A 25,604-nucleotide genomic window follows, 5' to 3' on the forward strand; every position below is an offset into this window, starting at 1 on the left:
TCTCCCCTATTGCAGCATCCTGTGAACTTTTGCAGGTCAGGTATACAATACCTTTTCCAGCTCATTAACAAGCAGTAAGTCATTTAACACAGTAACGCAAAATTCGCATTGAGAACTGTATAGTTTCTGAAGATAAGGACCGGCATGCTCGCATTGAGAAAGTGCCTCCACCAACCCCTTGATACCTTTATTTGAAATCAAATTATATACTGAATTCGTTTCCTTCTTCCTGAGAATCGTAGCAACTTCGTCTGTTTGCAGATTTCCTAACCGCAGCTGCTTCGTATCCGTACACAGAGTAGACATGCAACAGGTAAATATATCTCCCTGGCTGTCCACATAATGCTCCTCCACATCACAAAAATCAGGTATATTATCCGTATCCTCCGGTGAAAACTCTCGTTCCACCGACTCCGATAGCTTTGCTGCTGCTCCAAAGGGCATAAGAATATTAATATTAACAAATACTTCCTTGGGAAGTTCCTGTAATAACCTCTGTAAAGAATCTGCTTCCTGTTTTGTGCAACATACTGCATTGACTGCCGTAAAAACAGAATTCTTCCTGCAGGCACTCACAGCATTCCTTATATTCTCTAATGATATATGCTCCATATGAAAAAAATCAGTACTGATCAGCAATTGTTTCATCCCATGCAGCTCAGATACGGCTTTTTCAGCCTCCTCCATGGTATCTGCCCAATATGCATTGGTAGTAACTCCCGGTAAAAGACCTTGCTCCTTCGCTTTATCAATAACTATTCTCAGCATATCTCTTTTTAGAAAGGGTTCTCCCCCGACAATATTAATTTTTTTATAGCCAAGTCCTTTTACTTTAGTGAGCCATTGCAGAAGCTTTTCTTCCCCGACTTCCCCTAATACGGTTTTACTACCAATGTTAATGCAATGCCTGCACCTCATATTACACTGATTTGTAATATTAAAATGAATTGTCTTGTTTTTCTTACGGATTTTATCGAGTAGTCCTCGCTCTATTCCAATCATTTAATCACCGGCTTTGCTTTCCAATATATGTATTTTGTAAGAAACCGCAATTTTTGCAGCTTAATCCGCCTTGAAATTCCTTATATTCTTTGTCATGTATGATATCCTCAAAGGGTGTTTCATAAATATTTCCTAACGGAAGTGACTGATATAAAGTTTCCGCACATGCGTAGACATTCCCATCCAAAGTGATATATGGAGTGATGCAGTCGTAAAACACACAACAGACATCAAATGGATTTACATATAACAGACCGTATTTATTTGCCAGTTTTTTTGCTTCTTGGAGTTTGGATAATAATTTATCCTTATGCTGATGAATGAATTGCTCCCTGCCTCTTGGTAATGAAAAATGGATTGCGCCAATTTTATGGACATATGCAAATTCTACAAGTTTTATGATTTGATCAAGATTATATTCATTAAGAGTACAATTTAAGACGTGATTTATTTTCTTATTATGTTTATTGCTATAATCACCCATGGACACTAAATTCTTTAACAGGTTGTCCAATCGATAGGTACCGCTTATTTTATTAAGTACTGGCTCATCTACTGCATCTATCGAATAAATAATCTGTTCCACATTATCAGAACGATACAGTCTATCATAGTCGATAATGATAGTGCCGTTAGTTACAATGCAGAATTTTTGATTGGAAAAATGCGATATTAAGTTGTATAAACCGGGATATAAAAAGCTCTCACCTATTCCGCATACTATAATTCTTTTTTTACTGCCGATCGTTGCAGCCAACTGGTTTAACAATTCAATTGGTATATCTTTATGCCCCTCTCCCTCTTCTCTCTTAGTGCAATATACGCAATTCAAATTACATTTGTAGGTCAATTCAAGAGCCACGGCATTTGGATCGTTCATAATTGCTTTCATATAATTCATAATCTCCCCCTAAAAACATTAGAAATAAACGACTGCAATTTTTTTTATTAATCTAAGTATCCGGTCTTTATTTTCCTGCCTTGTCTGATAGGAAAATCTCTCTAATACCTCTTTGAAGTGTCCGTACAAAACCTTGTTGACTTTCCCCTCGTTACAGAATTCCAACCCCTTTTCCAAAGCAGCCGCAACCAGTTCATCCTGACCGTTCTGGTAATCGAATAATGCTTTAAATATGTAAGTAATAATAAATTCCGGTCTGTTATCCGATGAAGTTTCCTGCAGTTTAAGCATTCTTTCAATGGATACCCTGCAACCATCGGCTTCCTGAAGGCGGTCATAGCACTTTTCATAGAGCATCACCTTCAGACATTCAATGAACCAGTCTTCGTCTTCCCCTGTTACCAGTTCATTATACATATCTAAAACTTGTAATAAACCTTCATGATATAAATCCTCTGTCATGAAGATCCTGGTTAAGGTATAATATTGATAAAAAGCATATGTTAATTTTGTGGTATAATTATATTCCTGGTTATGTACTAAATTCTCCAGCATCTGTTCAAAACTATATTTAGCACTTTTAAATTTAACAATGAAATGAACCCCTTCAATCGCAGATTCTTGTGTAGCAGTAAAACAAGACACAAATTCACCTCCCATAGATAAAATCATTTAATCAATAACTTTACTGTATAGCTGAATTTTGTAAATTGCATACTATATGTTACATAATTAACTAATTTAAGTTAATTATTTATAATCTGGTTAAATTATACAGCAGATTCTTTAACTAATCAACATTTTTATTAAACATTTTCCAAATAATGTTTTAGCTCTTATAAAAACTCAATAAACACCGGCATAAAAAAAGTATGAAAACTGCTGCTTTTAACCATTGTCTTAATGAAACTAAAAATAACTAATATAGTTTATTTACCAATTGTTACAAGGATTACTTTCCTGTATAATTAATATAAGTTTATTATGCGGTTTCTTTCAAGTATCAGATTATTTGGATTTTATTATTTTATAACAGCACGAGCTTTAAAAATTTAACTGAACATAGATATACCAGTATATCATCAATAGCTTTTAGGATAAAACAAGCAGCTAATTTTTACAGAAGGATAAAAGAATAGGAGACCTCCTGAATGGAACCTGATATCAATGTGACAGAGGTTAAAAAGAACCTTAAGAAAGAAATCAACTATACCGCCCGTTCACTCTTTTTATATGAACTTGTAATGTTTTCGACAGTTGTTGTATGTTCTGTGTTTTCAATATTAATAACTATGATGAGAAATAAGAATATGAGTGATAGCGATTATGATGCATTTATTGCTTCAATAGGAGAAAACGCCTGGTCCAGTATACTGGGAATTGCCCTTGGATTGATAGTTATTCTTATTTATCGAAAAAAAGAATTGCTTAAACATGATTTGACCGTCGTTCAAAACAAAATGACTACAAGTACCTTTGTTGGGCTTTTATTTATTTTCATGTCCGTTCAAACCCTTTTTGGACTTTTAGGTATGCTGGCGGAATTCCTCTTGAATACCTTTGGTTATACCATGTTAGGGCAGATTGAAACAGCCACTGCAACCAGCACTACCCTCTCCATGTTCTTATATGCCAGTTTTTTGGGACCGATAGCGGAAGAGATTGTTTTTCGCGGAGCTATGCTGCGGTCCTTTCAAAAGTTCGGAAAGCTTTATGCCATCGTAATATCTGCTATATTATTCGGCGTTTTTCATTCGAATTTCATACAGGGGATATTCGCTGCAGTGGTTGGTCTAATATTAGGCTATGTAGCCATGGAATATTCTTTTAAATGGGCGGTGCTCTTACACATAATAAATAATTTTATCTTTAGTGATGTAATGGGCTTCCTGATAAAAGGTCTTTCAGAAGATCAGCAGAACTTAATAACTACATTCATTAATTCAATTTTCTTTCTTGTGGGTATGATTATTTTATTTATTAATAGAAAGAAACTGTTTATTTATCTGCGTGATAACAAATCACCCAAACATCAATATAAATATACCTTTACCACCATATGGATCATACTTTTTATAGCGGTGAACATATTTTTAGCTCTCGATGGCATTGAGAAACTTACATGAGCAATTATATAATTGGAAGAAAGGCTGGATGAAATCCCTTGATTTTCTTCCAGCCTTTCCTTTATATTACATACCTTTAATTATATTTTCAGTATCTCTAATTCTTTTCTATACTATTATAATATTTCTAATCCGTCCTTATATATCATATTTATTATGCTTGTACCTTCCACAGATTTTGATATAATCCAACCTCTTTTACCAACTTCTCATGGCTTCCGGGCTGTAGGATATTACCTGCAGCAAATACGAGACAACAATATTAATATTACAGCTGCCTGCCTAAAAGGTAATCTGTCAAAATATATCTAATCGCTTCTTTAACGATTACTTACACCCTTTATTAATTTCTTTCAACATGTTTTTTATAGCATTAACTACATACTGAGGCTGGTCTTTCATAATATAATGACTTGTGTCAGGCACAAATATAAGTTTTGAATAATCCGACCAGGTTAGCCAGTCTCTCATGACTTCATCTGACATCTGTTGGTATTCTGGACCACTTCCGCTATCTGAAGGGTGAAGTATTGTAAAGGGTATATCTCTTAAAACATCACCTGCGTTCATTACCTGCTGAGAACTTTGAATTATCTCACTTAAAGTACCATCATTCTCTTGAAACTGTCCTAAAAATAAATCTTCCGCATCAGGAGCATACGTTCTAAAAAACTCGATGTTTTTTTGCATGGTAACTGCCGAGGTACCATCAACGCTAACAATCCCTGCTACTTCACCAGGATATTCCTTGACAAACTCTACCGCTTCTAACATTGCGACAGAATGAACAACTAATAAATATGGTCCATCTACCTCAGCTGCTTCTAGCAATGCATGCAGGTCTCTTGCCCTGTCTATAGCTGTTTTCCCAGAACCATTCTCAAATACCGACTCATCATAGGGCATGTCCTCACCATTAAGAAAAGAAGCAATATATTCTTCACTTAATGGATTTCTGTTAACACCCTTATCGCTTTGTCCCAAGCCGGCTCTGTCGTAGGTTATTGTTTTAGCATATTTAGCTATCTTTGATTGAATATTGCTCCATGTTTCATAAGTCGTATCTTCTGAATATGTATAAATTCCATCACCATATCCGGAATCAAAAATAACAGATACATTACTGTCATTACCCATAATTTTGGCATATAAGCTTTTGTCACCTATATCCACCAAGCCTTTATTTACCGCAGTCTTTGCCGCTACTGAAACAGTAGCTGTTAATATAAGGCTTGTTGCAAGCACCAGTGTTGCTATTTTACGAATAATATTCTTTTTCATTTTTCTTACTCCTTCTGCTATTGATGTAGTTAACTGTTCTGATATCTTATGCTTCATTATTTTACTTTTATTGGTTATTATAACACATTTTGGCGGTATGTCAAATTTCCCCTGGGCTTTCGATTTCGACCACGGGATACATGTGACCGGCATAGCTGCAGGAAACGGCAGAGCCAGCAATGGTCTGTACCGCGGCGTGGCTTCCCAGAGTGAGCTGCTGATAGTAAAGCTTGGTTCCTCCATCAGTAACTCTTTCCCAAGAACAACTCAGTTAATGCAGGGGATTGATTACTGCGTAAAACGCTCTCTGGCTTTAAACAGGCCTATGGCTATCAATATCAGTTTTGGCACCAACTATGGTTCCCATACGGGAAATTCTCTTCTGGAGACCTACATGAGCGATATTGCTAACAGGGGTCGTATAAATATCTGTGTTGGAACTGGAAATGAAGGCACAGCAGCAAAACATACAAGCGGAGTCTTAAGTATGACTCCGGGTGCCTCAAGAGAGCTGGTAGAGCTGGCTGTAGGAGAATATGAATTCACCTTTAATCTGCAGATCTGGAAAAATTTCTATGATCAGTTTGATATTTCAATAACTTCTCCTGGAGGTACCAGGGTAGGACCAATCCCTGAGCGGCTTGGAACACAGCAATTTCGTATTGGTCCCACAGAAATCTATCTATTTTACGGAAAACCAGTACCCTTTAACAGCCAGCAGGAAATTTATCTGGAGTTTATACCGGTGAATGATTACGTGGAATCGGGTATATGGACGATTGAACTGGTTCCGCGTAGTATCGTAGTAGGAAATTACGATATGTGGCTTCCGTCAGGAGGCGTATTAAATCCTCAAACAGCTTTTCTAAGACCCACCGAAGTAACTACTCTTACTATCCCCTCAACCGCTGTAAGAGTAATCTCTGTAGGCGCCTATGACGGCTCCAATGACAGCCTTGCTTACTTTTCAGGAAGAGGTTTTCCAAGGGGTGGTTTTCCCATTAAACCGGATCTGGTAGCGCCCGGTGTAAATATAAATTCCTGTTCGCCCGGAGGAGGTTATACCGTACGCTCCGGTACCAGTATGGCAACTCCTTTTGTTACCGGCAGTTGTGCCCTTATGATGCAGTGGGGAATCGTAGATGGCCATGACCTTTTTATGTACGGTGAGAAGATGCGTGCCTATCTTATTGCTGGGGCCAGAGAGCTTCCTTTCGAACCGGTGTATCCCAACCCAACCTTCGGCTATGGTGCCTTGTGTTTAAGAAATACATTTATGTTGACGCAATAACCAGACCATTTTGGCTTAATTATAATACACAAAATCCATGAAACACTGTCAAGGCAAAGGTTTCAGCCTTTACTGTGATTCATGGATTTTAAATAACATCCCTTTACTCCTTCTTCATAATTACGTTCCATCCGCAAGGTCACTAAGAATATCTTCATAAGAAGTATCAGGTGACCAGTACTTTATGGCAATATTGTCTTCTGTATGGTATATATAAGCACAGATACTTTTATTATCCTGCATCCAGATGTCTGCCTTGAGCTTTTTACTGAGACCTTCCTGCATCAGGTCAAAGGAATACTTTCGAAAAACTTCTCCTTCATAATGCCTTGGATCAAGACCTATCTGCACAGATGCAGCAATCTGCAGTTTGGTAATATCCTGATTCAAAAAGTCCTTAGATATTATCGGCGCAGTTTTGCTAAACTTATCACTGCCTGCAATATCCCAGCCATATTCTCTCAGGACCTTTTCACTATGCAGTACCGGATAGTAGGTTTTGTAAGTAAGTACAATAAATAGGCAGATTAATAAAACCGTTACACTAACTGCAAAGTATAATTTACCTCTGGATATTTTAGTCATACTTTCCTCTCTTTCGCCGTCTTAAGCGGCACCAATATGAAATTTCCTGTAATTCTAAACTCTTTCTTACCAATTACAATGTCTCTGCTGCCTATACATTAATCCCCGTTAGCACAAAAATTTCCAGCCCCTGCATTCTTAGTATATTATATTCTGGTTATCTGAATAAAATTATGTCCTTTTACTATCAGGGAGAAATAGTCCATATAGTAAAATACTTCAGATATATCCTTCCTGTTAATACTCTGTTCTCTGATGCACCTTCGAATATGTACCCTCCCCCTACCTGTTCTTTGAATTTAACTTGATACGTATCTTCTATATAAGAAAACAACGCTTCACTATCTGCCTTCTTCGTAAGAAATACCGTTTCTTGCTCTCCCTTAGCGCCGGCCCTTTCCGCCTGGGCATATTCATCGCCAATTGTCAGCATAAAAATAGCCTTAACATATTGGAGCGGATTTCCCTCCTGAAAAATCGTATCCTTCCCCATAACAAAAAGCGCGCTAAAAATCACAAGCAACAGAATAATCATGTCATGTTTCTTGAATCTTTTCATTCTGTTTCCATTTGTATTTCTGTTTAATTTCGTATTTCCGTACATCTATTTTCTCTCAATCTGCTGCTAACGCAGCATAAATATTTTCAATCATTATTTCTTTCAAAAAGAGGGCATTAAAAATACGGTATGCAGCTACCTGAAAGGTATTAAGAACTTAGTTCAGTTAATGATATTCTCCGACCAGATAAATACAGCCTCTTCACTTTTCGTACCTTTAAAATAAACATTCTCGTCAAACTCAACGTAGATCTGGCAGATAAATTCATAGGCATCTGCATCCTCTCCTCCTCCACCCTTACCAGGCTTTAAGGTTATCAGCGGTTTACGAATGCTTACAAAAACATCATTGCTATTGCGTTTATAGGATACAATGCTATAATTCTCCGCTAAAGGAGTATCGCTGCTGATCTTTAGGGTAAGCATTTTGTCTTTCTTAGAATATTCCAACACCTGAAATTCCAACCCCCTGGCAGGCTGGTAAGATAAATTCATATCAAAAATCAGATAATAAAGACTAGCCACTACAATAACTGCCAATAAAATAGCGAGAACTGCCTTTCCTAACCCAGCAACAAATGATTTACCACCATTATCTTCATTAAAATCATCAAGATATTCCCTGTTATTAATCTCATTATTCTTCTCAGGAATTATTTGCTTGTTAATACTTGAAGGTTCTGTTAAACGATTATACATAAAATTTACTCCCAATATAGATACATCGTTAACCTGACTACAATTTCTGTAATTATTATACTATTTCTAATAATTTCTAACAACATAAATTTAATGCTCTACAAGTTAAATAAAAACATTGAACAAATCAAAAGAATATATCTTCACAATTCAAGAGAATAATCTATACAAATCAAACATTTAAAGATTAAAAGAATAAATCTATACAAATCGAAATAATAAATCTGCACAATCAAAAGAAAAAATTTGCACAAACCTATATAATCTCCATACACTATATATGACAGCCATACCTAAAATACTGTAAACCATTAAAAATATTAGAAATCACACTAATTATATACTATTTTTCCTCTCCACCCTCCAACAAAAAACACACAACATACGCAACACGCAACAACCAACACGCAGAGGATTTATGGTTCTGTTTAGCAGTATTGCCTTGAGAGAATCCTTATGACACTTAAGTGACAGAAACTATGAATAGGTAAAACAGTGCCATTGTCTGAGCAAAATACACCTCCATCCCCAAAGAGATACAGCGAGTTTGGCACTTTTTTACCTGCCATGAATAGTTCCTGTCACTTTAGTGGAATAGGGATTCTTGAAGAAAATACAGCGAAACAGAACCACAAATCCTCGTCCGTTAGCATTTCACCAGCATTTTAAAAGCCCATTCCCGTTTTATATCCCAACTTGTCTAATTTCCACACATCATATATAATAGAAAAAACTGCCAAGAAAGGAGATTCCCATGCTAAGATTTTTAGTCAATATCCGTGACCTCAACTTTAACGAGGCTGCTGAAAAGTTTCTTCCCGAGGATCTGGCTGGTATTTTGCTTAAAGCCGGTATACGCATACTTCCTGCCAAAGAACAGCTTACCGCTTTCCTTATTAATGCAAACAGGGACAAGATAATCCGGGAAATCAATAAAAACACTGCAAAGAAGTCCCTTCCCCTTAAAGTAAATAATATTCAATTAAAATATCAAAAAGAGTTATAGAGCAAGGCGTGGCAAAACACGCAGATAGGAGCCAGCTATGTTAAAATTAGAAGTAACCTTTGATGAAATCAATTACGGTGAGTTAGTGGCAGGACTTATTCCTATGATACTTGAAAATCTGTCCTCCAGAGACGAGAAATCGAAAGAAGTCGTAAACCTCATTAACGGGTTGGGTGATGCCCCTGCCAGAATGCTTACGGCTGCCTTTTCCGAACTTCCCGGCCAGGATATTAATAAACTGCTCTCCGGTATTTTCTCTATCTACCGTGAGGATGTGCTAAAGATTATCAACGATAAGCTGAAGGAACAGAAATTAACCGGAGCAGTAACTGATATCCGCCTCCAAAATGTTTAAACAACCAATCTTAACAAATTTTTTTCTAATTAGCTGTTAGCTATCCCTTTATACAAGGAAGAAATATCAATTAGCCACGCTGCAGACTTACAGAAAGCAGTTCTGTCTAATTGACCTTAATTCCAGTATAAACGGGAAGTTTAACAGCTTTTTATAATTCTCCAGGGGTTCCCTCATATGACTACCCTCTCACCTTTTCCTTCCAAACTCTCCTGTTATCTGTAGTTCTGTTTAGATCTGGCTCTATTTCCAGTAATGACATATTGCTTAATTGTGACAATTTTATTACAATATTGTTAACCCGTTGACGCCAAGCTTTGGTCCACCAATAGGAGGCTTTTATGATAAAATTGAAATCTGTACGAGTTGTGTTAGCTGCATCTTTACTATCCCTTGTACTTTGCCAGGCAAATGTATCTGCCGCCACTTACAAGGTTGCAGCAAACGATTCTTTATATAAAATCAGTAAACTGTTCAAGACTACTGTATCTGCCATAAAGAAAACCAACAACTTAAAAAGCGATACAATACAGAAGGGACAGAAATTAACGATTTCCGCTAAGATATATACAGTAAAGCAAGGGGATACCCTTAATAATATTGCAAAAGCAAACAAGATTTCCCTTTCTAACTTAAGAAAAGCCAATAATAAATACAATGATACTTTAAAAATAGGTCAGAAGCTGATACTTCCAGGCATTAAAGCCACAGCAAAAACTACAGCTGTTGCAAAAACTACCGCTACTTCCGCTAAGGTAGAAGCTGCTTCATCAAAAGCAGTAATTAAATATACTCAGAAAGAAAAAGATTTACTGGCAAGACTGATTACTGCAGAAGCTACCGGACAGCCTTACAAGGCAATGGTCGCAATTGGAGGAGTCGTAGTTAATCGTGTACAAAGTAAAGAATGGCCAGATACCATAACTGCTGTAATAAATGATGTTCCAGGCGGTTACTATCAGTTTACACCCGTTAAGAATGGTTATATTAAGAAACCTGCTTCCGATATAGCAATCAAAGCCGCAGGAGAGGCCCTGTTAGGAGCTGATCCTTCTAAAGGTGCAATGTTCTATTTCGATGACAGTTCCACCAACGAGTGGTTATGGGCTAAACCCCAGACAGCTAAATTCGGTAACATGGTTTTTGTTAAATAATTTAAGCTTACAACGTAATAATCATAGATTTCCTTTCAATAAAAGCTGCGGCAGATTACTGCCGCAGCTTTCAGACTGTAGAGTCTACTATAATATTCTGAATTTTTAAATCTTGAAGAACTGAATTAACTAATTTCTAATTTACATATTATATTATTTATCTCCGCTTTCTTCATAGACATTAAAGAGTTTTCAAATAGTAGTTTAGGAGCTTCAACTCCAGGAATTAACACTGGCAATAATTCCTTTATTACTAATTCCTCTTTCATGAATTCTATTACTAAAGTATTACTTATCCATTATAGTGCTTCCATTGTAATCCCAATCCATATAAAAATGCACCCATCAGTCATTCCCCCTTGATATATTAATAAAATGTTCTTCCAGTGTTCCTCTGTCAATCTTGATATCTTGAATGCTAACTTCACTTTGCTTATATTGTTCAAGTATTTTCAACATTGTATCGCTGATATTATCTGAATCATATTGTTCAACCCCTTGGATTGTCTTAATAGTGATTGTAAAATGTTGACCAATTTCGGTAGTTAACTCTTCAGCAGTACCGATAAATGCAATTTCACCATTTCTAAGAATAGCGATTCGATCACATAAACTTTCTACTTCTGTCATATCGTGACTAGACAAAATAATAGTCTTTCCACGTTCTTTAAGCTTACGAATCTCTTCATGAAAGAATATTCTAGCCTCTACATCAAGTCCTGCTGTTGGTTCATCAAGGAACACGATTTCCGGGTCGCGTACTAAAGCAAGTGCTAATTGCAAACGATTCTTTTGTCCGGTAGACATTTCTCCATAACGCTTTCTTGCCAACTTAGTAATTCCTAATGCTTCAAGCATGGAATAGTCAATCTCAACTTTATTCCATTTTGCAAATAATTTCACTGCTTCCATTGCCTTCATATGTTCAGGAAGTGATGAAGTCTGTAATTGAATTCCCATTTTACCATTTACAATTATATTTCCGCTATCGTATTTTCTTAACCCCTCAATGCATTCCAAGGTTGTTGTTTTGCCTGCGCCGTTAATGCCAAGCAAGGCAAATATTTCACCTTTTCTCACTTCAAAATTCAAACCTTTTAAGACAGTATTATTGTTATAGCTCTTCTTAAGATTTTCTACCTGCACAGCATTATTCATTTTACTCCTCCTTAAGCCGATTAGTGCTGATTTTACTTTCATTATCCTAAGTCTTCCAGCCTATGTTTATATACTTATATAATTTATATTCATTTAACCAATAACAAGTATTTATTCTTGTGTAACGGCTATATTCGCCATAATATCTGTTGATTCTTGAGTTTTGGGTATAACATTTTCAATATTTTGTACACTCTGCATCCATTGAATTAAATCATTAATCAGTTTATTTCCACTTTCACATAAAGATCTTAACTTCTTCAAATTATGCTCCTCCATTCATAAAGATTCAATAAACAAAATAATTGATTCAATACTTGATAACTCCGACCACTCTTTCTTAAATTTATTAAGGCGGTCTAATGACTGTTCAAGACTCTGGGAAGCTGCACTTTTAACAGCCTCCAATATTTCATTATCATCAAACACTTCAATACATCTTGTCAGTTTATAAAAAGAATTATTTCGTACTGCAGGTTCCAGAAATGAATACCATCCTACTGGAAACATACGAAATGGATAGATAAAACTAATATTCCCAGTCTATCAAGTTTCTTATGACCTATTAACGAACGAAATTCTCCCGGTCGTTTAAAAATGAATTTCCTCCAAAGCAACTGGTATGCCACGAAGTGCAGCACGTATCATTGAGGTTGATATATAATTTGTAGAGACAAGTAATCTTTCTCCAGGTCCTACACAAATATATAAATCTACATTGAATAATGCATCCAACAATTCCATTTTTAAACTGTAATAAGTAATGCACATTATTACCACCAATCTCAACCGGAACTTTATACTTGTCATGAATCCACTTTACCAGCAGCATACCTCCATGCATCTCTAACCATGAGAAATCCGCTCCCATAGATATTCCGATTAAATCATAGACTGTAAAATCAATTCCTGATACAAGACGACTAAGCGCATTATCAATCTCTTGGTCACTCTCTCCCTTAAGATAGCTCATAACCCTTTGTGAGTCGTAGACAAAACTCCAAATCGTCAATGGTAGTTTACTGGCACATTTACTCAGTGTTACATTCAAGTCGTAGATTTCTGTACGTATTCCCTTCTCTGTGAGATACCCCTTGAGAACGCCAAGAGCTAAAGGTGGAATGTTAGATATTTGTTGATATGCAGATTCGTTTGGCGCTAACATTATTAATACTTGTCCATTTAAATTATTCATTATTTCTCTCCTTGTAGAAAATTGAAATCAATCCATGTTTTTAATATCCTGCAGAAGAACTTTACATAATGTGATTACAAATCATATCCTGCAAAAAGCTACTTTCATAATTAGAATGCTATTTAAAAGATTGCAATTAAGCATGCTATCTCGTATCGAAATAACTAGATGAATGAATGTCTACGAAGCAGTTTTGTATTTCATATATCCTTATTATAAATCCTACCATATCTTGTTAATCTTTCCAATGTTTTCCTAACTTTTTTCCTCTTAATATTTTATGCGCAGATATAATGCAAATATCGTGCATCTTTATCAGCAGATATTATTCTCTCACCTGTACAACGATTACTATTTTTTGTAACATGCAAAAAATCCCACAACCGTTTATTTCTCTTTGGTTGCGAGACTATAATTGTATCACTAATACCCAGGACCTTTCGGTACTGCGGGTCCGAATTTATCTTGGAAATCGTGCGGGGATTGTCATAATTATCATAGAACAGGGAGGGCTGACAATGGCTTCTGTTTTTCTCCATCCAATGAATCATACAACTTTTCAAATAATGCAAGACTAGTGCCATGCCTGGCACACCAAATAATCAGGACCACCAGCTTAGCTGGTGGTCCTGATTATAAATATCACAGATAAGTTTTACACCTATTTTTTTACATTAGAATAATAAACAGATTGTATAATTTAATGTTTAATAACTTATTATTTTAAATTTTATCATTTGACTAATTTACAGATGTAAGTATTTTTTATCTTATTACTTTTTGATGTTAAAAGCATCGAATCCAGGATACTGAGCACTTGTTCCAAGTTCTTCTTCAATCCTGAGCAGCTGATTATATTTCGCAACACGCTCACTTCTGCTGGGTGCTCCGGTCTTAATCTGGCAGGTATTAAGGGCTACAGCCAGGTCAGCAATGGTAGTATCCTCTGTTTCACCGGAACGGTGGGAGGAGATTGCTGTATAGCCTGCTTTGTGTGCCATCTTAATAGCTTCCAGTGTTTCAGATACGGAACCGATCTGATTCAGCTTGATCAGAATGGAATTACCGCAGCCAAGTTCAATGCCTTTTTTCAGTCTGCTGGTATTGGTAACGAACAGATCATCACCAACTAACTGTACTTTACTTCCAAGCTCTTTGGTAAGCAACTCCCAGCCTTCCCAGTCTTCTTCATCCAGAGCATCTTCGATGGAGTAGATAGGATATTTCTCTGTAAGCTCTTTCCAGTGAGCTATCAATTCTTTGTTTGTAAAATGTGTTCCTGCTTTGGGAAGAACATATTCTCCCTTTTCTTTACCTTTCCATTCACTGGAGGCAGCATCCATAGCAAGTACGAAGTCTTTACCGGGTACATATCCGGCTTTTTCAATTGCAAGCAGGATTAACTGAATTGCCTCTTCATCACTGGCAAGGTCAGGTGCAAAACCACCTTCATCACCAACGGAAGTAGCAAGCCCCTTTTCCTTTAATATCTTGGCAAGTGCATGGAATACTTCTGTACACTGACGAAGTCCTTCCTTGAAGCTTTCTGCGCCGGTAGGCATAACCATGAATTCCTGAACGTCAACAGTATTAGCGGCATGAGCACCACCGTTTAAGATGTTCATCATAGGAACCGGAAGTTTGTTGCCTGCACTTCCGCCTAAGAATTTATATAAAGGAAGTTCAAGTGCAGTTGCTGCTGCTCTTGCTGCTGCGATGGATACTGCGAGAATAGCATTGGCACCAAGACCTGATTTGTCTTTGGTTCCATCAAGAGCGATCATTGCTGCATCTACTGCATAGATATCAGCAGCATTCTTACCCTTTAAAGCCTCGCTGATGGGTCCGTTGATATTGGCAACTGCCTTTAATACACCTTTTCCGCCAAATCTTTTTTTATCCTCATCCCTTAATTCCAATGCTTCAAAGATTCCGGTGGATGCACCGCTTGGAGCTGCTCCTCTTCCTATTGTACCATCCTTTAACACCACTTCTGCTTCCACAGTAGGATTACCTCTGGAGTCAATAATTTCTCTGCCTGTTACCTTCTCAATTTCTAAGTATTTCATTTGGTGTTCCTCCTTTTATAATTAGTCGTCGTGGCCGTTAAGCCCTTCAGATGTTTCTTACATTTCCTATATAGACCGGCTGAGCCTGAACAGTCACATTTACCTTAGACCTACCCAAATACTACCACAAAAGAAAACGGAATACAAGATACAATTTGATAATGGTTATCAATAAAAACCATTTTAATATTACAGTTAATTGTTAAGTTCCTTTAGGTAAATGAAATTTTTTCCATTATTTTTATCTAACAGCTGCACAAAAACCGAAAAAATTCAGAAAATATTCTTGCTTTTTCTAGTAAAATATTATACACTAAACGTATCCTTAATCGTTTACGTTGGTCAAAATATACATATAAATTGTTATTATATTGAGAGAATTACTGGGAGGATTAGAGCATGGTCTCCATGAAAGATATATCCATTGCCTGTAAAGTATCCGTAGCCACCGTCAGTAAAGCACTGAATGGCCATAAAGATATTGGCGAAGATACCAGGGAACTGATACGAAAAACCGCCAAGGAAATGGGCTATTTTCCCAATTCATCAGCCCGGGCACTCAAAACCAACAAGAGCTTTAATATTGGCGTATTATTCATTGATGAAGCAAGAAGCGGCTTGACCCATGATTATTTTGGTAATGTCTTAGAAAGCTTTAAGGTGACAGTAGAACAGCAGGGATATGATATTACCTTCATCAGCGGCAGCAAGCAGCGTAAAGATAAGATGTCTTATCTGGAGCATTGCAGATACAGAGGTTTTGACGGTGTGATCATTGCCTGCATCGATTATGATAATCCGGAGGTTACGGAGCTGATACAAAGCGATCTGCCGGTTGTAACCATTGATCATATATTCAATGGAAGAACTGGTATCATGTCTGATAATATTAAAGGTATGCAGGATTTGTTTACATATGTCTATGAATGCGGCCATCGCAAAATAGCATACATTCACGGCGAAAGAAACAACTATGTAACCACCATAAGGCTCACTGCCCTTTACCGGACAGCAGAGGAATATGGAGTAGAGATTCCCGACGAATATATCAAGGCCTCAGCCTTCCGTGATATCTTTACTACTGCCGAGATGACCAGTCAGCTGTTAGAACTGCCTGATCCGCCAACCTGTATTCTCTTTCCGGATGATTTTGCATGTCTTGGAGGAATTAATGCCATTAAATCCAAGGGTTTAAAAATTCCAAGGGATATCTCCATAGCAGGTTATGATGGGATTAAGACCACCAAATACCTGGAACCCCAGCTTACCACCATCAGCCAGGACACTGATAAAATTGGCAGATATGCCGGTCTGAAGCTTATTGAATTAATCGAGAAGCCCAAAACAGCACTTGCAGAGTATATTAATGTGCCGGGTGAACTTGATAAAGGAGCTACGGTTTCCGTTATACACCCAATTGATGCTTTAAGATAAATTTAGTTACCTTATCAATTAACCTATCTCTTACCCTGCAGCTCTTTTACCCTTTCCCTGCTGCAGGGCTTTTTGTTCTTTTCGTCTTTTCTTTTAGTCCTTTTTTGTCCTTTTCTTTTTCTCCTTTTCTTTTTCTCCTTTTCTTTTTCTCCTTTTCTTTTTCTCCTTTTCTTTTTCTCCTTTTCTTTTTCTTTCAAAATTCTCCTGCTTCCAGGAAACTACATTATATCCTGGCACTCATGAGATTCCCCGAAGAATACCGCTTGAGTCCTTTATGGAATACCAGAAAGGCAAGAAGCACGATAAACATTGCGACAAACAGAATTCCCAACAGATAAGGCAGCTGGAAGGCAATCATGGTCTTTACCGGCAGGTAATTATAGAAGCCGATGGGAATGATGGTAAATAACATCACCTTAACCGCACCTTTGAAGATTCCGTCAGGGTAGGTAGAGAAATTCACCATAATACCTGTAAGGTTACCTGCTATATAATCTCCTCTTACAATCCAAAAGGAAAGACTGCCTGCAATAACAGCAAAAGCGGTAAAAATGAATCCTCCCGTTATGGTAAATAACGTAAACAAAAGGAACTTCCGTAAAGATATTCCTGTGAAAAAAATAAGAACAAAACCATATGCAAGGTCACCTATGGCAGAAATACTGGTTGTAGAGGTTATGGCACTTACCAGAACATTCTTCGGCTGCACCAGAAATGCATCCAGCTTACCTTCCGTAATCAGTTCTGAGAGGCTAAAGGCTCTGTGAAAGAATATATGAGCAAAGCCGTAAGCACTGGCAGAAAGTGCCCATAAGGTCATAATTTCCCTGATTCCATAACCGCCGATCTCTTTCTTTAAATGTAAGATAACCATCCACTGTATAATAAAAGTTGAATTGTTTAACATCATAAACAGGACATTCATGATAAACGCTGTTCTATTGGTCATCTCCCGCATGATATTATACTTAACTGTAGTAAGCAAAAGACTCCCTTGATTCTTAACCGCCGTTAACATTTAATTTTCTTACCCCCTTGCCATATGCCAAGACCATAATAAGTGTAAGTATGCACAGATAACTCCCCTGTACCAGCAGAATCTTAACTAAAACTTCTGCCGAAAAATCCACTATCAGTTTGGCCGGTCCATAAGTAACCGCATAAATTGGCAGCACACGTATCACAGGCTGCAGAAGATCAGGAAAAACTTCCACGGGAAACATAATGCCAAGAACAATCAACAGCTTATCATAAATCCACTGAAAGGGTAAGGCATCCTCCACCCAGAAGGATAAAATACTGATATTTATGCGGATAAGACTATTAATCAGTAACCCAAAGAACATTACGGGAATTACTGCCCCAATGGTCAGGAAATGAAATCCCGGAATACCTCCAAGAAGTATCAGCCCCAATAAACTTCCTGCTATTAAATAAAATAGAAAGCGAAAGCCTATTTCCCCTAAATACTTAGCAAGAACATGGAAAGGATAATAATATGGCTTATTAATCGAATAAGCTACAGTACCGCTCTTGATATCCCTGCTCATGTCTCCTGTTAAGGTAGCACTTCTGGTACCATACCACATAATCTCAGTAAATATGACATACCAGATCATCTGCTGCCTGGTGTACCCGGCAATGATAGCCGAGGGATCCGTATAGATATAATTCCACAATTGAAAAAATACGAAAATCATAAAAAAATAACTGATAAACCCAAGAATACTATTCATGGGATATTGAAGATTCTCCATAAAACTGACACGGAAAATATAATAATATTTTTTCATAACTCCTCCCTGACGAGTTCAGTATTTAAACCAGTACTCAATTATTTTAAATCCGAATTTCTTTGTACCTTTGTACCCTTTGTGCGGGGAGAGATAACAAAGGAAGAAGAAGCAGGAAGCCAATTTCTTCGTATCTTTGTCCCCTTTGTGCTGCACAATATGAGCCTGGCAAGTTTAACGATAGCTTAAGGCTGCCCTTTATAAATCTCTGTAATTATCTGTTCCAATGGTATATTAGCGATATTAACATCCAGGATGCTCTCCCCATTCATAAGGCTTAACAGCTCATTCACCTGGCAAATCTTCGTATCCACCTCCAGCTTCATCTCATTTTCTCTGACCTTAAGAATCCGAACTCCTTCTCTGTTCATTTCCCTTATCCGAATTTCATTCTCTGCATCAGCCTCCTCCTTAAACCTTATCTCCATCTGTTTGCGGTTTAAATACTGGTATTTTAAGCTGTCCATGGAATCATTCATTACTATTCGCCCGTCATTTACAATAATAATTCGTTTACATAATTTCTCGATGTCTCCCACATCATGGCTGGTTAAAAACACTGTTGTGTTGTATGACCGGTTAAGCTTTTTTATAAAGCTGCGGACATTCTCCTTTACAACCGGATCCAGCCCTATGGTTGGTTCATCCAGAAAGAGAATCTTCGGGCTGTGTATAAGGGAAGCTGCAATTTCACATCGAATTCTCTGCCCTAAAGACAGATTTCTGACGGGAGTATTCATAAAGCTCTCCAGTTCAAAGCTTTCCTTCATTTCATCAATGCGCTTTATGACCTCCTCTTTCTTTCGGTCGTAGACCTTTCCAAAGAACATAAAATTATCGTAGGGGGTTAGGTGTGTCCACAATTGCTCTTTCTGTCCAAATACAGTACCTATCTCATAGGCCAGTTTCTTTCTGTCAGTGGTTGGAGACAGCCCAAGTACCTTCATCTCCCCGCTGTCAGGGTAGAGAATACCTGTCAGCATCTTTATAGTAGTACTCTTACCGGCTCCGTTAGGACCGATAAAAGCAAGGACCTCTCCTTCTCCTACCTGAAAGCTAATGTCCTTAACCGCCTCCACTTCTTTGTACTCCTGCTTAAAAAATGAAGAAAAGCTTCCTCCCAGACCGCCTTTTTTCTGCTTTACCTTAAAGTTCTTGCGCAGTTCTTTCGCTGTGATTACATCCATTACCAAACCTCCCTTTCTGCCTCTTGTACTTACGCGTCTGGTTTGTCAGACTCTAACACTAACATGCTGCCACGATAGAGACAACCTTCCTTAAGCCCGTCATGTGCCTTCCACCTGACAGGGTTCTTTCTGTAATAGGACGCAAACATAATTTCCTATTATATAAAAAATGCCGCATATAAAATTCCCGAATAAGGAAAAATTATAATGCGGCATTGCTTTAAATATTCATTCACCGCATAGATACAAAAGAAAGCAGTCCTCTGTATCTATGGGATATCCCAGCTACAGAAAACGGCTTTTCATAATAATATATGGATAACATAGTGAATGAATAAACATGGTTTTTTTCTCCAGTAAAAGTTTTCAAGTAGTATAACATAGGGATTTATCAAATGCAACACCCATATGATAATTTTTCTCCTTTAAAGCTTGCTGCCTCTGCTGAAAAGTTCTTAAAGTTGCCTGTACCATGTTTTTTTAAGTAGTCCTGCTTCGGTTTTTCAGCATTAAGCTTTATGCAATATTGACAAATATCCATTTTTCATATTTTCATAAAAAATCACATTATCCACTGTTTATGAAACCGAATTCATTCTTTATTATAATGTATTCTAGGGAATATTTGTGCAATACCACGAAATTGCTTGAAAACTCATCAAAAAGTCGCTATATTACAATTTACACATTTATTAGCCATTGTATTAAGCGCTGAAAAAACTATAATAAAAGTATCATTTGTGTATGTATGTAAACACAGATTTACAAAGCATAGCTTGCTGATAAGTAATTTATACAAACCTGCATTATGCAAAGGTTGTAGTGTGAAAATAAAAGTCAATTTTCACACCTAAGTCTATGCCTGAGTTTAAACGCGTGCTAAAGCATGCAGATGGGAGCAAAATATGAATACACAACTATTAAGCAATTGGAAATTTCAATATAATGACTGCCCGGAGGCCTGGTATAAGGGCTATGATGACAGCAGCTGGGAAGGGGTTACCGTACCCCATGACTGGTCCGTGCATATGCCTTTTTCCAAGGAATATTCCAGTGGTACCGGTTATCTGGCAGGAGGAATCGGCTGGTATCGTGGTTCCTTTTATCTTCCGGAGGAATTAAAGGGAAAGAAAATCTTTATTACCTTTGACGGAGTTTATAAGAACAGCCAGGTGTGGTGCAACAGTTATTATCTTGGTAAGCGTCCCTTCGGTTATGCTACCTTTCGTTATGACATCACCGAGCAGGCCGTCTTTGGCGACACCCCTAATGTTATGGCTGTCAGAGTAGACCACAAGGATATTTCTGATTCCCGCTGGTTTACAGGTTCCGGTATCACCCGAAAAGTCACTGTCACTGCTGAAGAACCCGTTTACGCAGAGTATAACAGCATTTTCTTTACCACTCCTGAGGTTTCAAAAGAGGAGGCCTCTGTAAAGATAACCTCCACTATTATAAATGAAGCTGCTGAAGCTGCTGAAGTCACAGTGAAGCAAACTCTTGGTTTTCAGGCAAAAGAAGCTCTTACTGTCACCAGCTCCTTACGACTAAGTCCTAATGAGAAGAAGGAGATAACTGTAGAAGGTCTGCTCTCCTCTCCTATGCTGTGGTCAGTAAATGAACCAAATCTTTATAAACTTACTACTGAAATCAAAGCTCAATCGATTACGGGTACAAGCAGTACTCAGCAAAACTACGAATCCATGGTAGGAATCAGAAGTTTCCGTTTCACACCGGATAATGGCTTCTACTTAAACGATGAACCTCTGAAACTAAAAGGTGTCTGCGTTCATCATGATGCCGGTTGTCTTGGTGCTGCCGTTCTGCCCTCCGTATGGCTTAGAAGACTGGAGGCTTTAAAGGAAATGGGCTGTAATTCCATCCGTATGAGCCATAATCCTCATATGCCTGAGCTTTATGACTTTTGTGACGCTTTAGGTTTCCTTGTAATGGATGAAGCTTTTGACGAGTGGGAAAGTCCTAAAAATAAATGGTGGACGGGACATAATGTGTATCCTCCCAGACATCAGGGTTATGCAGAGGATTTCCCTCAGTGGCATGAGCAGGATCTGACCGATCTGATTAAAAGAGACAGAAATCATCCCAGCATCATTATGTGGAGCATCGGCAATGAAATAGATTATCCCAATGATCCTTACTGCCACCCTCTCTTTACAACCATGACCGGAAATAATGATAAAGACAAACCCTCTGCTGAAAGAGAGTATAACCCTAATAAGCCTAACGCAGAAAGACTTTCCGTAATTGCAGCTAATTTAACCAGGATTGTAAAAGCCTCGGATACTACCAGACCTGTTACTGCCGCCGTAGCTTTTCCTGAGCTTTCAACCTTCTTAGGCTACATCGATTCTTTTGATGTGGTAGGCTACAATTATAAGGAAGAGTGGTATAAAAGAGATCATGGACGTTTTCCTGAGAAACCTTTCCTTGGCAGTGAGAACAGTCACTCTTTAAGTGCCTGGAAAGCAGTAAGAGACTGCGACTATATCTCCGGTCAATATCTATGGACAGGAATCGATTACCTTGGAGAAGCTCACGGCTGGCCTGTAAGAGGCTCCTATGCCGGACTGCTTACAACCGCAGGGTTTAAGAAGACTTCCTTTTACCGCAGAAAGAGCTTCTGGCAGTCAGAGCCTACGGTATATTTAACAACAGCCAGAGCCGCAGAAACAGAGAAAGAAGCCACTACCGAATGGGAATGGAAAGAGATGTTCCGCAGTTATAATTACCTTACGGAAGAAAAGGTTGAAATAAGATGCTATACAAATCTTTCCGGTATCGAATTGTTCGTTAATGGTAAGAGCCAGGGAAGAAAAGCTTATGATGACAGTCTGGGTTATATCCCTTTTACCATTGCCTTCGAAGCCGGAGAATTAAAAGCGGTCGGTTATTCAACGGATAACGAAACGGAGGAAATCGCTGCAGATGTTCTTCTTACAAATGGTGCACCCTGCGATATTTCCCTTACAAGCTGGGAACCTTCTGCAGAAATCTTAGCCTTTAATAAAGCTTATGTAGAAGATATCCTAACCTTTGATGGCCTTATCTTAAAACAGATAGAGGTGACCCTCCTTGACGGTAATGGTCTTCCTTGCTTAACAGACAGCAGCTTATTACATGTATCCTTAGAGGGTGGTAAGATCCTTGGTCTTGAAAATGGTAATCTGGCTGATGTAAGAGAATATACTGCCTTAGAACGTCGTGCTTATAACGGAAAGCTTCTTATCTATGCGGCCCTTAGCGAAGATAACAAAGGGGTCCTTACCGTAAAAGGCAGCAGCCTTAAGACAAGAAGCATAACTCTGTAAAAGCTTTTAAGAATTACTTCAGCCTTCTCTGTTGTAATTAGATGGAGATACCCCTACCGCTTTTTTGAATACCTTACTGAAATAATATAAATCCGTAAATCCAACGGACTGACCCACCTCAGACATTTTCATGTTTGTGGTGGTGATCAGCTCCATAGCATGATTAATACGCACAGAATTCAGATAAGTAAAAATCGTTTTATGAGTCATTTTCTTAAATATGCGGTTTATGTAATCAAAATTACTGCCCGATATTTCTTCTATATCATGACTGGTAATCTTTCTGGCATATTCCGTGTTAAGATATTCCAACAGCTTTTGAACCTTATGATAGGATTTGGGCATAACAGAGGTGCTTTTCTGAAGTGTGTACAGTAAATAACTTCGATATATTTCTATAAAAGCCTCCATTACCTTTATGGAACACATAATTTTGTAATTGTCCATATGGTCTTTATTATGTTTTATGGCCTCATCCAAAAGACAGCTCACCTTAATAAAATCCGCCGTACTGTTAAAATGATAATATTTGGGCAGCAGCAAGACATCATTTTCTATGGTCTTATAAGAAAAAGGATCGCTTTTAAGAGAATCGTTGTGTCTTGACAAGATAAATTTAATAAATTCCTCTTCCGGAGGCATGGGAAATCTTCTGATATCTTCCTGTTTAAAATGCAGATAATAATATTCACAGTGAGAAGCCTTGTAGCCTTCATGGAAGTACTCTTTGTCAAGAAGAAGAAAATCACCTGTTTGAAGCACGTAATTAACATTGCCTTCTTTCAGATACATCTCACCTTTTTTTATTACATAGATGATATACTCCTCTGCCCTTCTTTTGTTATGTACAAAAGGCGGTTGTATGGCTGCTGTATTCATTAATCGCACTCTTGGAATCTGTCTGGAATTCAATTCATAGAACATATTACATCTGCCTTTCTTTTTACTATTATTTTTCCACAATCCCAACGCAGTATACTACAAAGTGGGTGGGTCAGAACGATGCAATGAAAGGATCCTGATATGGCTTTGTTTTCTTATGATAAACAGTTGAATAAAATTGAGACCCCCTCGGGTACCATAACTTTATCCTCACTGTTTCTCCCGTTTTTTATTGAAATGGTTCTTATTAATACCATGGGTACCATTAATACACTTTCCTTAAGCCACTATTCCCAAAACTCTGTTGCAGCTGTTGGTGCAGCAACACAGCTTATTAATATGATATTCACCTTCTATGGTGTGGTCAGTGCCGGCTCTTCCATCGTCATCAGCCAGAATCTGGGGGCAGGCAAGAAGGAAACTGCAGGTGATGCAAGTATTATATCAATCTTCTTCAGCGCTGCCCTAAGCCTGGTAATCGGAATTAGCCTTGCCTTGTCCGCCAGACCTATACTTACCATGATGAACCTGAAAGGCGAGCTTTTGTCAGATGCAATCCTATACTTCCGTATCTGCATCACCTTTTCCTTCTTTCAGGCAGTGTATTCCGCCTTATCCAGCATTTTCAGGAGTTATGGCAAGCCAAAAACAGCTGTTAAAATCTCATTGCTTGTTAATTTGATCAATGCTCTGTTAAATATCCTGGTGGTATTCAGACCTTTTGAAATTCCTCTAAGAGGGGTCTGGGGAATCGCAGTATCCTCTGTAATCAGCCAATGTTTTGGTATGATACTTATGTTCTTCCTGCTAAAACGCTCCGGTTTCTTTCCTCATTTTCACAAAGAAATCTTTAGAAAGCTAAACCTTATAACGAAAATACTCTACATCGGTGTCCCGGGAGGCATAGCCAATCTGTCCTATTCACTTTCCCAGGTGGTCTCTACTTCTATTGTAGCCTTCATCGGAACTGAAGCAGTGTCCACCAAAATATATCTGGATAACATATTCTTCTATGTGTATGTTATCGGACTGGCTCTGGGACAGGCAACCTCTCTTATTATCAGCCGTTTGGCGGGTGCCCGGAAATATACACAGGCTATGCAGCTGAATAAGCAGAATCTGAAAATAACCTTGCTGTGTAACATCTTCTTCTCCGTGGTTATTTTTCTGCTGGGGAAACCTCTGCTTGGTATATTCACGGACGATCCTGCCATTATTGCAGTCGGTCATCAGATTATGCTCTTTGACATACTGGTAGAAATAGGCCGGGGATTTAACCACATTGAAAATAGTTCCTTAAGAGGAGCAGGAGATGTCTTCTATCCTATGATAATTTCCCTCACCTCCTGTTGGTTCATAAGTATCCTCTTTGCTTATCTCCTGGGTATTGTTTTTGGTTTAGGGCTCTTAGGCTGTTGGATTGCTTTTGCTATGGATGAGCTGTTCCGGGGAATACTATACTTCAGACGCTTTCAAAGCGGTAAGTGGAAGGCAAAAACCATTGTTTAGCTGCCTCTTATTCTCCTCCAGATAGAAAAAGCACCATGTCATTCTACTTCGGTCAGAAAGCCATGGTGCTTCTTTTTTCTTCATATATT

General features: G+C 38.0%; 25 protein-coding genes. 8 read left to right on the forward strand and 17 right to left on the reverse strand.

What is annotated here, in order from left to right; translation table 11 throughout:
- Nucleotides 1-36: 36 nt before the first annotated feature.
- From BR73_RS0123615 to BR73_RS0123625, 3 genes are read right to left on the reverse strand one after another with little or no spacing between them, the layout of a single operon-like run.
- Nucleotides 37-1,002: a radical SAM protein gene (locus BR73_RS0123615; protein WP_051685530.1), complete on the reverse strand. Its 966-nt coding sequence runs from the start codon at nt 1,000-1,002 to the stop codon at nt 37-39.
- 4 nt (nt 1,003-1,006) lie between these two features.
- A complete protein-coding gene (locus BR73_RS0123620) occupies nt 1,007-1,903 on the reverse strand; it encodes a radical SAM protein (RefSeq protein ID WP_033168272.1) in 897 nt (298 codons plus the stop codon).
- 18 nt (nt 1,904-1,921) lie between these two features.
- A complete protein-coding gene (locus BR73_RS0123625; protein ID WP_033168273.1) occupies nt 1,922-2,548 on the reverse strand; it encodes a hypothetical protein in 627 nt (208 codons plus the stop codon).
- A gap of 506 nt (nt 2,549-3,054) precedes the next feature.
- Here BR73_RS0123625 and BR73_RS27890 point away from each other — a divergent pair.
- Entirely contained in the window at nt 3,055-4,029 is a 975-nt protein-coding gene (locus tag BR73_RS27890) for a type II CAAX endopeptidase family protein (protein WP_051685531.1), read from the forward strand.
- Between the two features lie 327 nt (nt 4,030-4,356).
- Here BR73_RS27890 and BR73_RS0123635 read toward each other — a convergent pair whose 3' ends face one another.
- The gene (locus BR73_RS0123635; RefSeq protein ID WP_156034917.1) at nt 4,357-5,310 is read right to left on the reverse strand and encodes an alpha/beta hydrolase; all 954 of its coding nucleotides are present in this window, start codon (nt 5,308-5,310) and stop codon (nt 4,357-4,359) included.
- Nucleotides 5,311-5,407: 97 nt separating this feature from the next.
- Here BR73_RS0123635 and BR73_RS0123640 point away from each other — a divergent pair, with 97 nt between their 5' ends.
- Nucleotides 5,408-6,601: a S8 family peptidase gene (locus BR73_RS0123640; RefSeq protein WP_081848856.1), complete on the forward strand. Its 1,194-nt coding sequence runs from the start codon at nt 5,408-5,410 to the stop codon at nt 6,599-6,601.
- A 120-nt stretch (nt 6,602-6,721) separates the two neighbouring features.
- Here BR73_RS0123640 and BR73_RS0123645 read toward each other — a convergent pair whose 3' ends face one another.
- The 3 genes from BR73_RS0123645 to BR73_RS0123655 form a co-directional block, all read right to left on the reverse strand.
- The gene (locus BR73_RS0123645) at nt 6,722-7,186 is read right to left on the reverse strand and encodes a hypothetical protein (protein WP_033168275.1); all 465 of its coding nucleotides are present in this window, start codon (nt 7,184-7,186) and stop codon (nt 6,722-6,724) included.
- A 187-nt stretch (nt 7,187-7,373) separates the two neighbouring features.
- Nucleotides 7,374-7,790 carry a hypothetical protein gene (locus BR73_RS0123650; RefSeq protein ID WP_033168276.1) on the reverse strand — a complete coding sequence of 139 codons (417 nt, stop codon included), beginning with the start codon at nt 7,788-7,790 and terminating at the stop codon, nt 7,374-7,376.
- Between the two features lie 117 nt (nt 7,791-7,907).
- The gene (locus BR73_RS0123655; RefSeq protein ID WP_033168277.1) at nt 7,908-8,444 is read right to left on the reverse strand and encodes a hypothetical protein; all 537 of its coding nucleotides are present in this window, start codon (nt 8,442-8,444) and stop codon (nt 7,908-7,910) included.
- Between the two features lie 754 nt (nt 8,445-9,198).
- On the opposite strand from BR73_RS0123655, the gene BR73_RS0123660 reads away from it, so the two are divergent.
- The 3 genes from BR73_RS0123660 to BR73_RS0123670 all read left to right on the forward strand — a co-directional run bounded on the left by BR73_RS0123660 (nt 9,199) and on the right by BR73_RS0123670 (nt 10,959).
- Nucleotides 9,199-9,450 (forward strand): hypothetical protein, encoded by a 252-nt coding sequence (locus BR73_RS0123660; protein WP_033168278.1) that lies wholly within the window; start codon nt 9,199-9,201, stop codon nt 9,448-9,450.
- 37 nt (nt 9,451-9,487) lie between these two features.
- Complete coding sequence (locus tag BR73_RS0123665) at nt 9,488-9,805, forward strand: hypothetical protein (protein ID WP_033168279.1); 318 nt, start codon at nt 9,488-9,490, stop codon at nt 9,803-9,805.
- Between the two features lie 341 nt (nt 9,806-10,146).
- Nucleotides 10,147-10,959: a cell wall hydrolase gene (locus BR73_RS0123670; protein WP_033168280.1), complete on the forward strand. Its 813-nt coding sequence runs from the start codon at nt 10,147-10,149 to the stop codon at nt 10,957-10,959.
- A 345-nt stretch (nt 10,960-11,304) separates the two neighbouring features.
- On the opposite strand, the gene BR73_RS0123675 is transcribed toward BR73_RS0123670, so the two are convergent.
- The 5 genes from BR73_RS0123675 to eno form a co-directional block, all read right to left on the reverse strand.
- Nucleotides 11,305-12,117, reverse strand: coding sequence for an ABC transporter ATP-binding protein (locus tag BR73_RS0123675; RefSeq protein WP_033168281.1), 813 nt, complete (start codon nt 12,115-12,117; stop codon nt 11,305-11,307).
- 111 nt (nt 12,118-12,228) lie between these two features.
- Nucleotides 12,229-12,381: a hypothetical protein gene (locus tag BR73_RS28925; RefSeq protein WP_156034919.1), complete on the reverse strand. Its 153-nt coding sequence runs from the start codon at nt 12,379-12,381 to the stop codon at nt 12,229-12,231.
- A 15-nt stretch (nt 12,382-12,396) separates the two neighbouring features.
- The gene (locus BR73_RS29530) at nt 12,397-12,651 is read right to left on the reverse strand and encodes a DUF6365 family protein (protein WP_347463694.1); all 255 of its coding nucleotides are present in this window, start codon (nt 12,649-12,651) and stop codon (nt 12,397-12,399) included.
- 31 nt (nt 12,652-12,682) lie between these two features.
- Complete coding sequence (locus tag BR73_RS0123685) at nt 12,683-13,312, reverse strand: hypothetical protein (protein WP_033168283.1); 630 nt, start codon at nt 13,310-13,312, stop codon at nt 12,683-12,685.
- A 773-nt stretch (nt 13,313-14,085) separates the two neighbouring features.
- Nucleotides 14,086-15,381, reverse strand: coding sequence for a phosphopyruvate hydratase (gene eno, locus BR73_RS0123690; protein ID WP_033168284.1), 1,296 nt, complete (start codon nt 15,379-15,381; stop codon nt 14,086-14,088).
- Nucleotides 15,382-15,780: 399 nt separating this feature from the next.
- Between eno and BR73_RS0123695 the strand changes: the two genes are divergently transcribed.
- Nucleotides 15,781-16,815, forward strand: a complete 1,035-nt coding sequence (locus BR73_RS0123695; RefSeq protein ID WP_033168285.1) for a LacI family DNA-binding transcriptional regulator — start codon at nt 15,781-15,783, stop codon at nt 16,813-16,815.
- A gap of 23 nt (nt 16,816-16,838) precedes the next feature.
- Here BR73_RS0123695 and BR73_RS28935 read toward each other — a convergent pair whose 3' ends face one another.
- From BR73_RS28935 to BR73_RS0123710, 4 genes are all read right to left on the reverse strand, one after another.
- A complete protein-coding gene (locus BR73_RS28935; RefSeq protein ID WP_156034923.1) occupies nt 16,839-17,012 on the reverse strand; it encodes a hypothetical protein in 174 nt (57 codons plus the stop codon).
- A gap of 26 nt (nt 17,013-17,038) precedes the next feature.
- The gene (locus tag BR73_RS0123700; RefSeq protein ID WP_033168286.1) at nt 17,039-17,833 is read right to left on the reverse strand and encodes an ABC-2 family transporter protein; all 795 of its coding nucleotides are present in this window, start codon (nt 17,831-17,833) and stop codon (nt 17,039-17,041) included.
- Nucleotides 17,817-18,608: an ABC transporter permease gene (locus BR73_RS0123705; protein ID WP_033168287.1), complete on the reverse strand. Its 792-nt coding sequence runs from the start codon at nt 18,606-18,608 to the stop codon at nt 17,817-17,819. The genes BR73_RS0123700 and BR73_RS0123705 overlap by 17 nt, the downstream gene beginning before the upstream one ends.
- Before the next feature lie 185 nt (nt 18,609-18,793).
- A complete protein-coding gene (locus BR73_RS0123710) occupies nt 18,794-19,795 on the reverse strand; it encodes an ATP-binding cassette domain-containing protein (RefSeq protein WP_033168288.1) in 1,002 nt (333 codons plus the stop codon).
- 905 nt (nt 19,796-20,700) lie between these two features.
- Here BR73_RS0123710 and BR73_RS0123715 point away from each other — a divergent pair.
- Nucleotides 20,701-23,124, forward strand: a complete 2,424-nt coding sequence (locus BR73_RS0123715; protein ID WP_033168289.1) for a glycoside hydrolase family 2 TIM barrel-domain containing protein — start codon at nt 20,701-20,703, stop codon at nt 23,122-23,124.
- Between the two features lie 18 nt (nt 23,125-23,142).
- Here BR73_RS0123715 and BR73_RS0123720 read toward each other — a convergent pair whose 3' ends face one another.
- The gene (locus BR73_RS0123720) at nt 23,143-24,048 is read right to left on the reverse strand and encodes an AraC family transcriptional regulator (protein WP_033168290.1); all 906 of its coding nucleotides are present in this window, start codon (nt 24,046-24,048) and stop codon (nt 23,143-23,145) included.
- A 99-nt stretch (nt 24,049-24,147) separates the two neighbouring features.
- Between BR73_RS0123720 and BR73_RS0123725 the strand changes: the two genes are divergently transcribed.
- The gene (locus BR73_RS0123725; protein WP_033168291.1) at nt 24,148-25,515 is read left to right on the forward strand and encodes an MATE family efflux transporter; all 1,368 of its coding nucleotides are present in this window, start codon (nt 24,148-24,150) and stop codon (nt 25,513-25,515) included.
- Nucleotides 25,516-25,604 lie beyond the last annotated feature (89 nt).

The sequence above is a fragment of the Clostridium sp. KNHs205 genome, assembly GCF_000702945.1.
Lineage (GTDB): Bacteria > Bacillota > Clostridia > Lachnospirales > Lachnospiraceae > Anaerocolumna.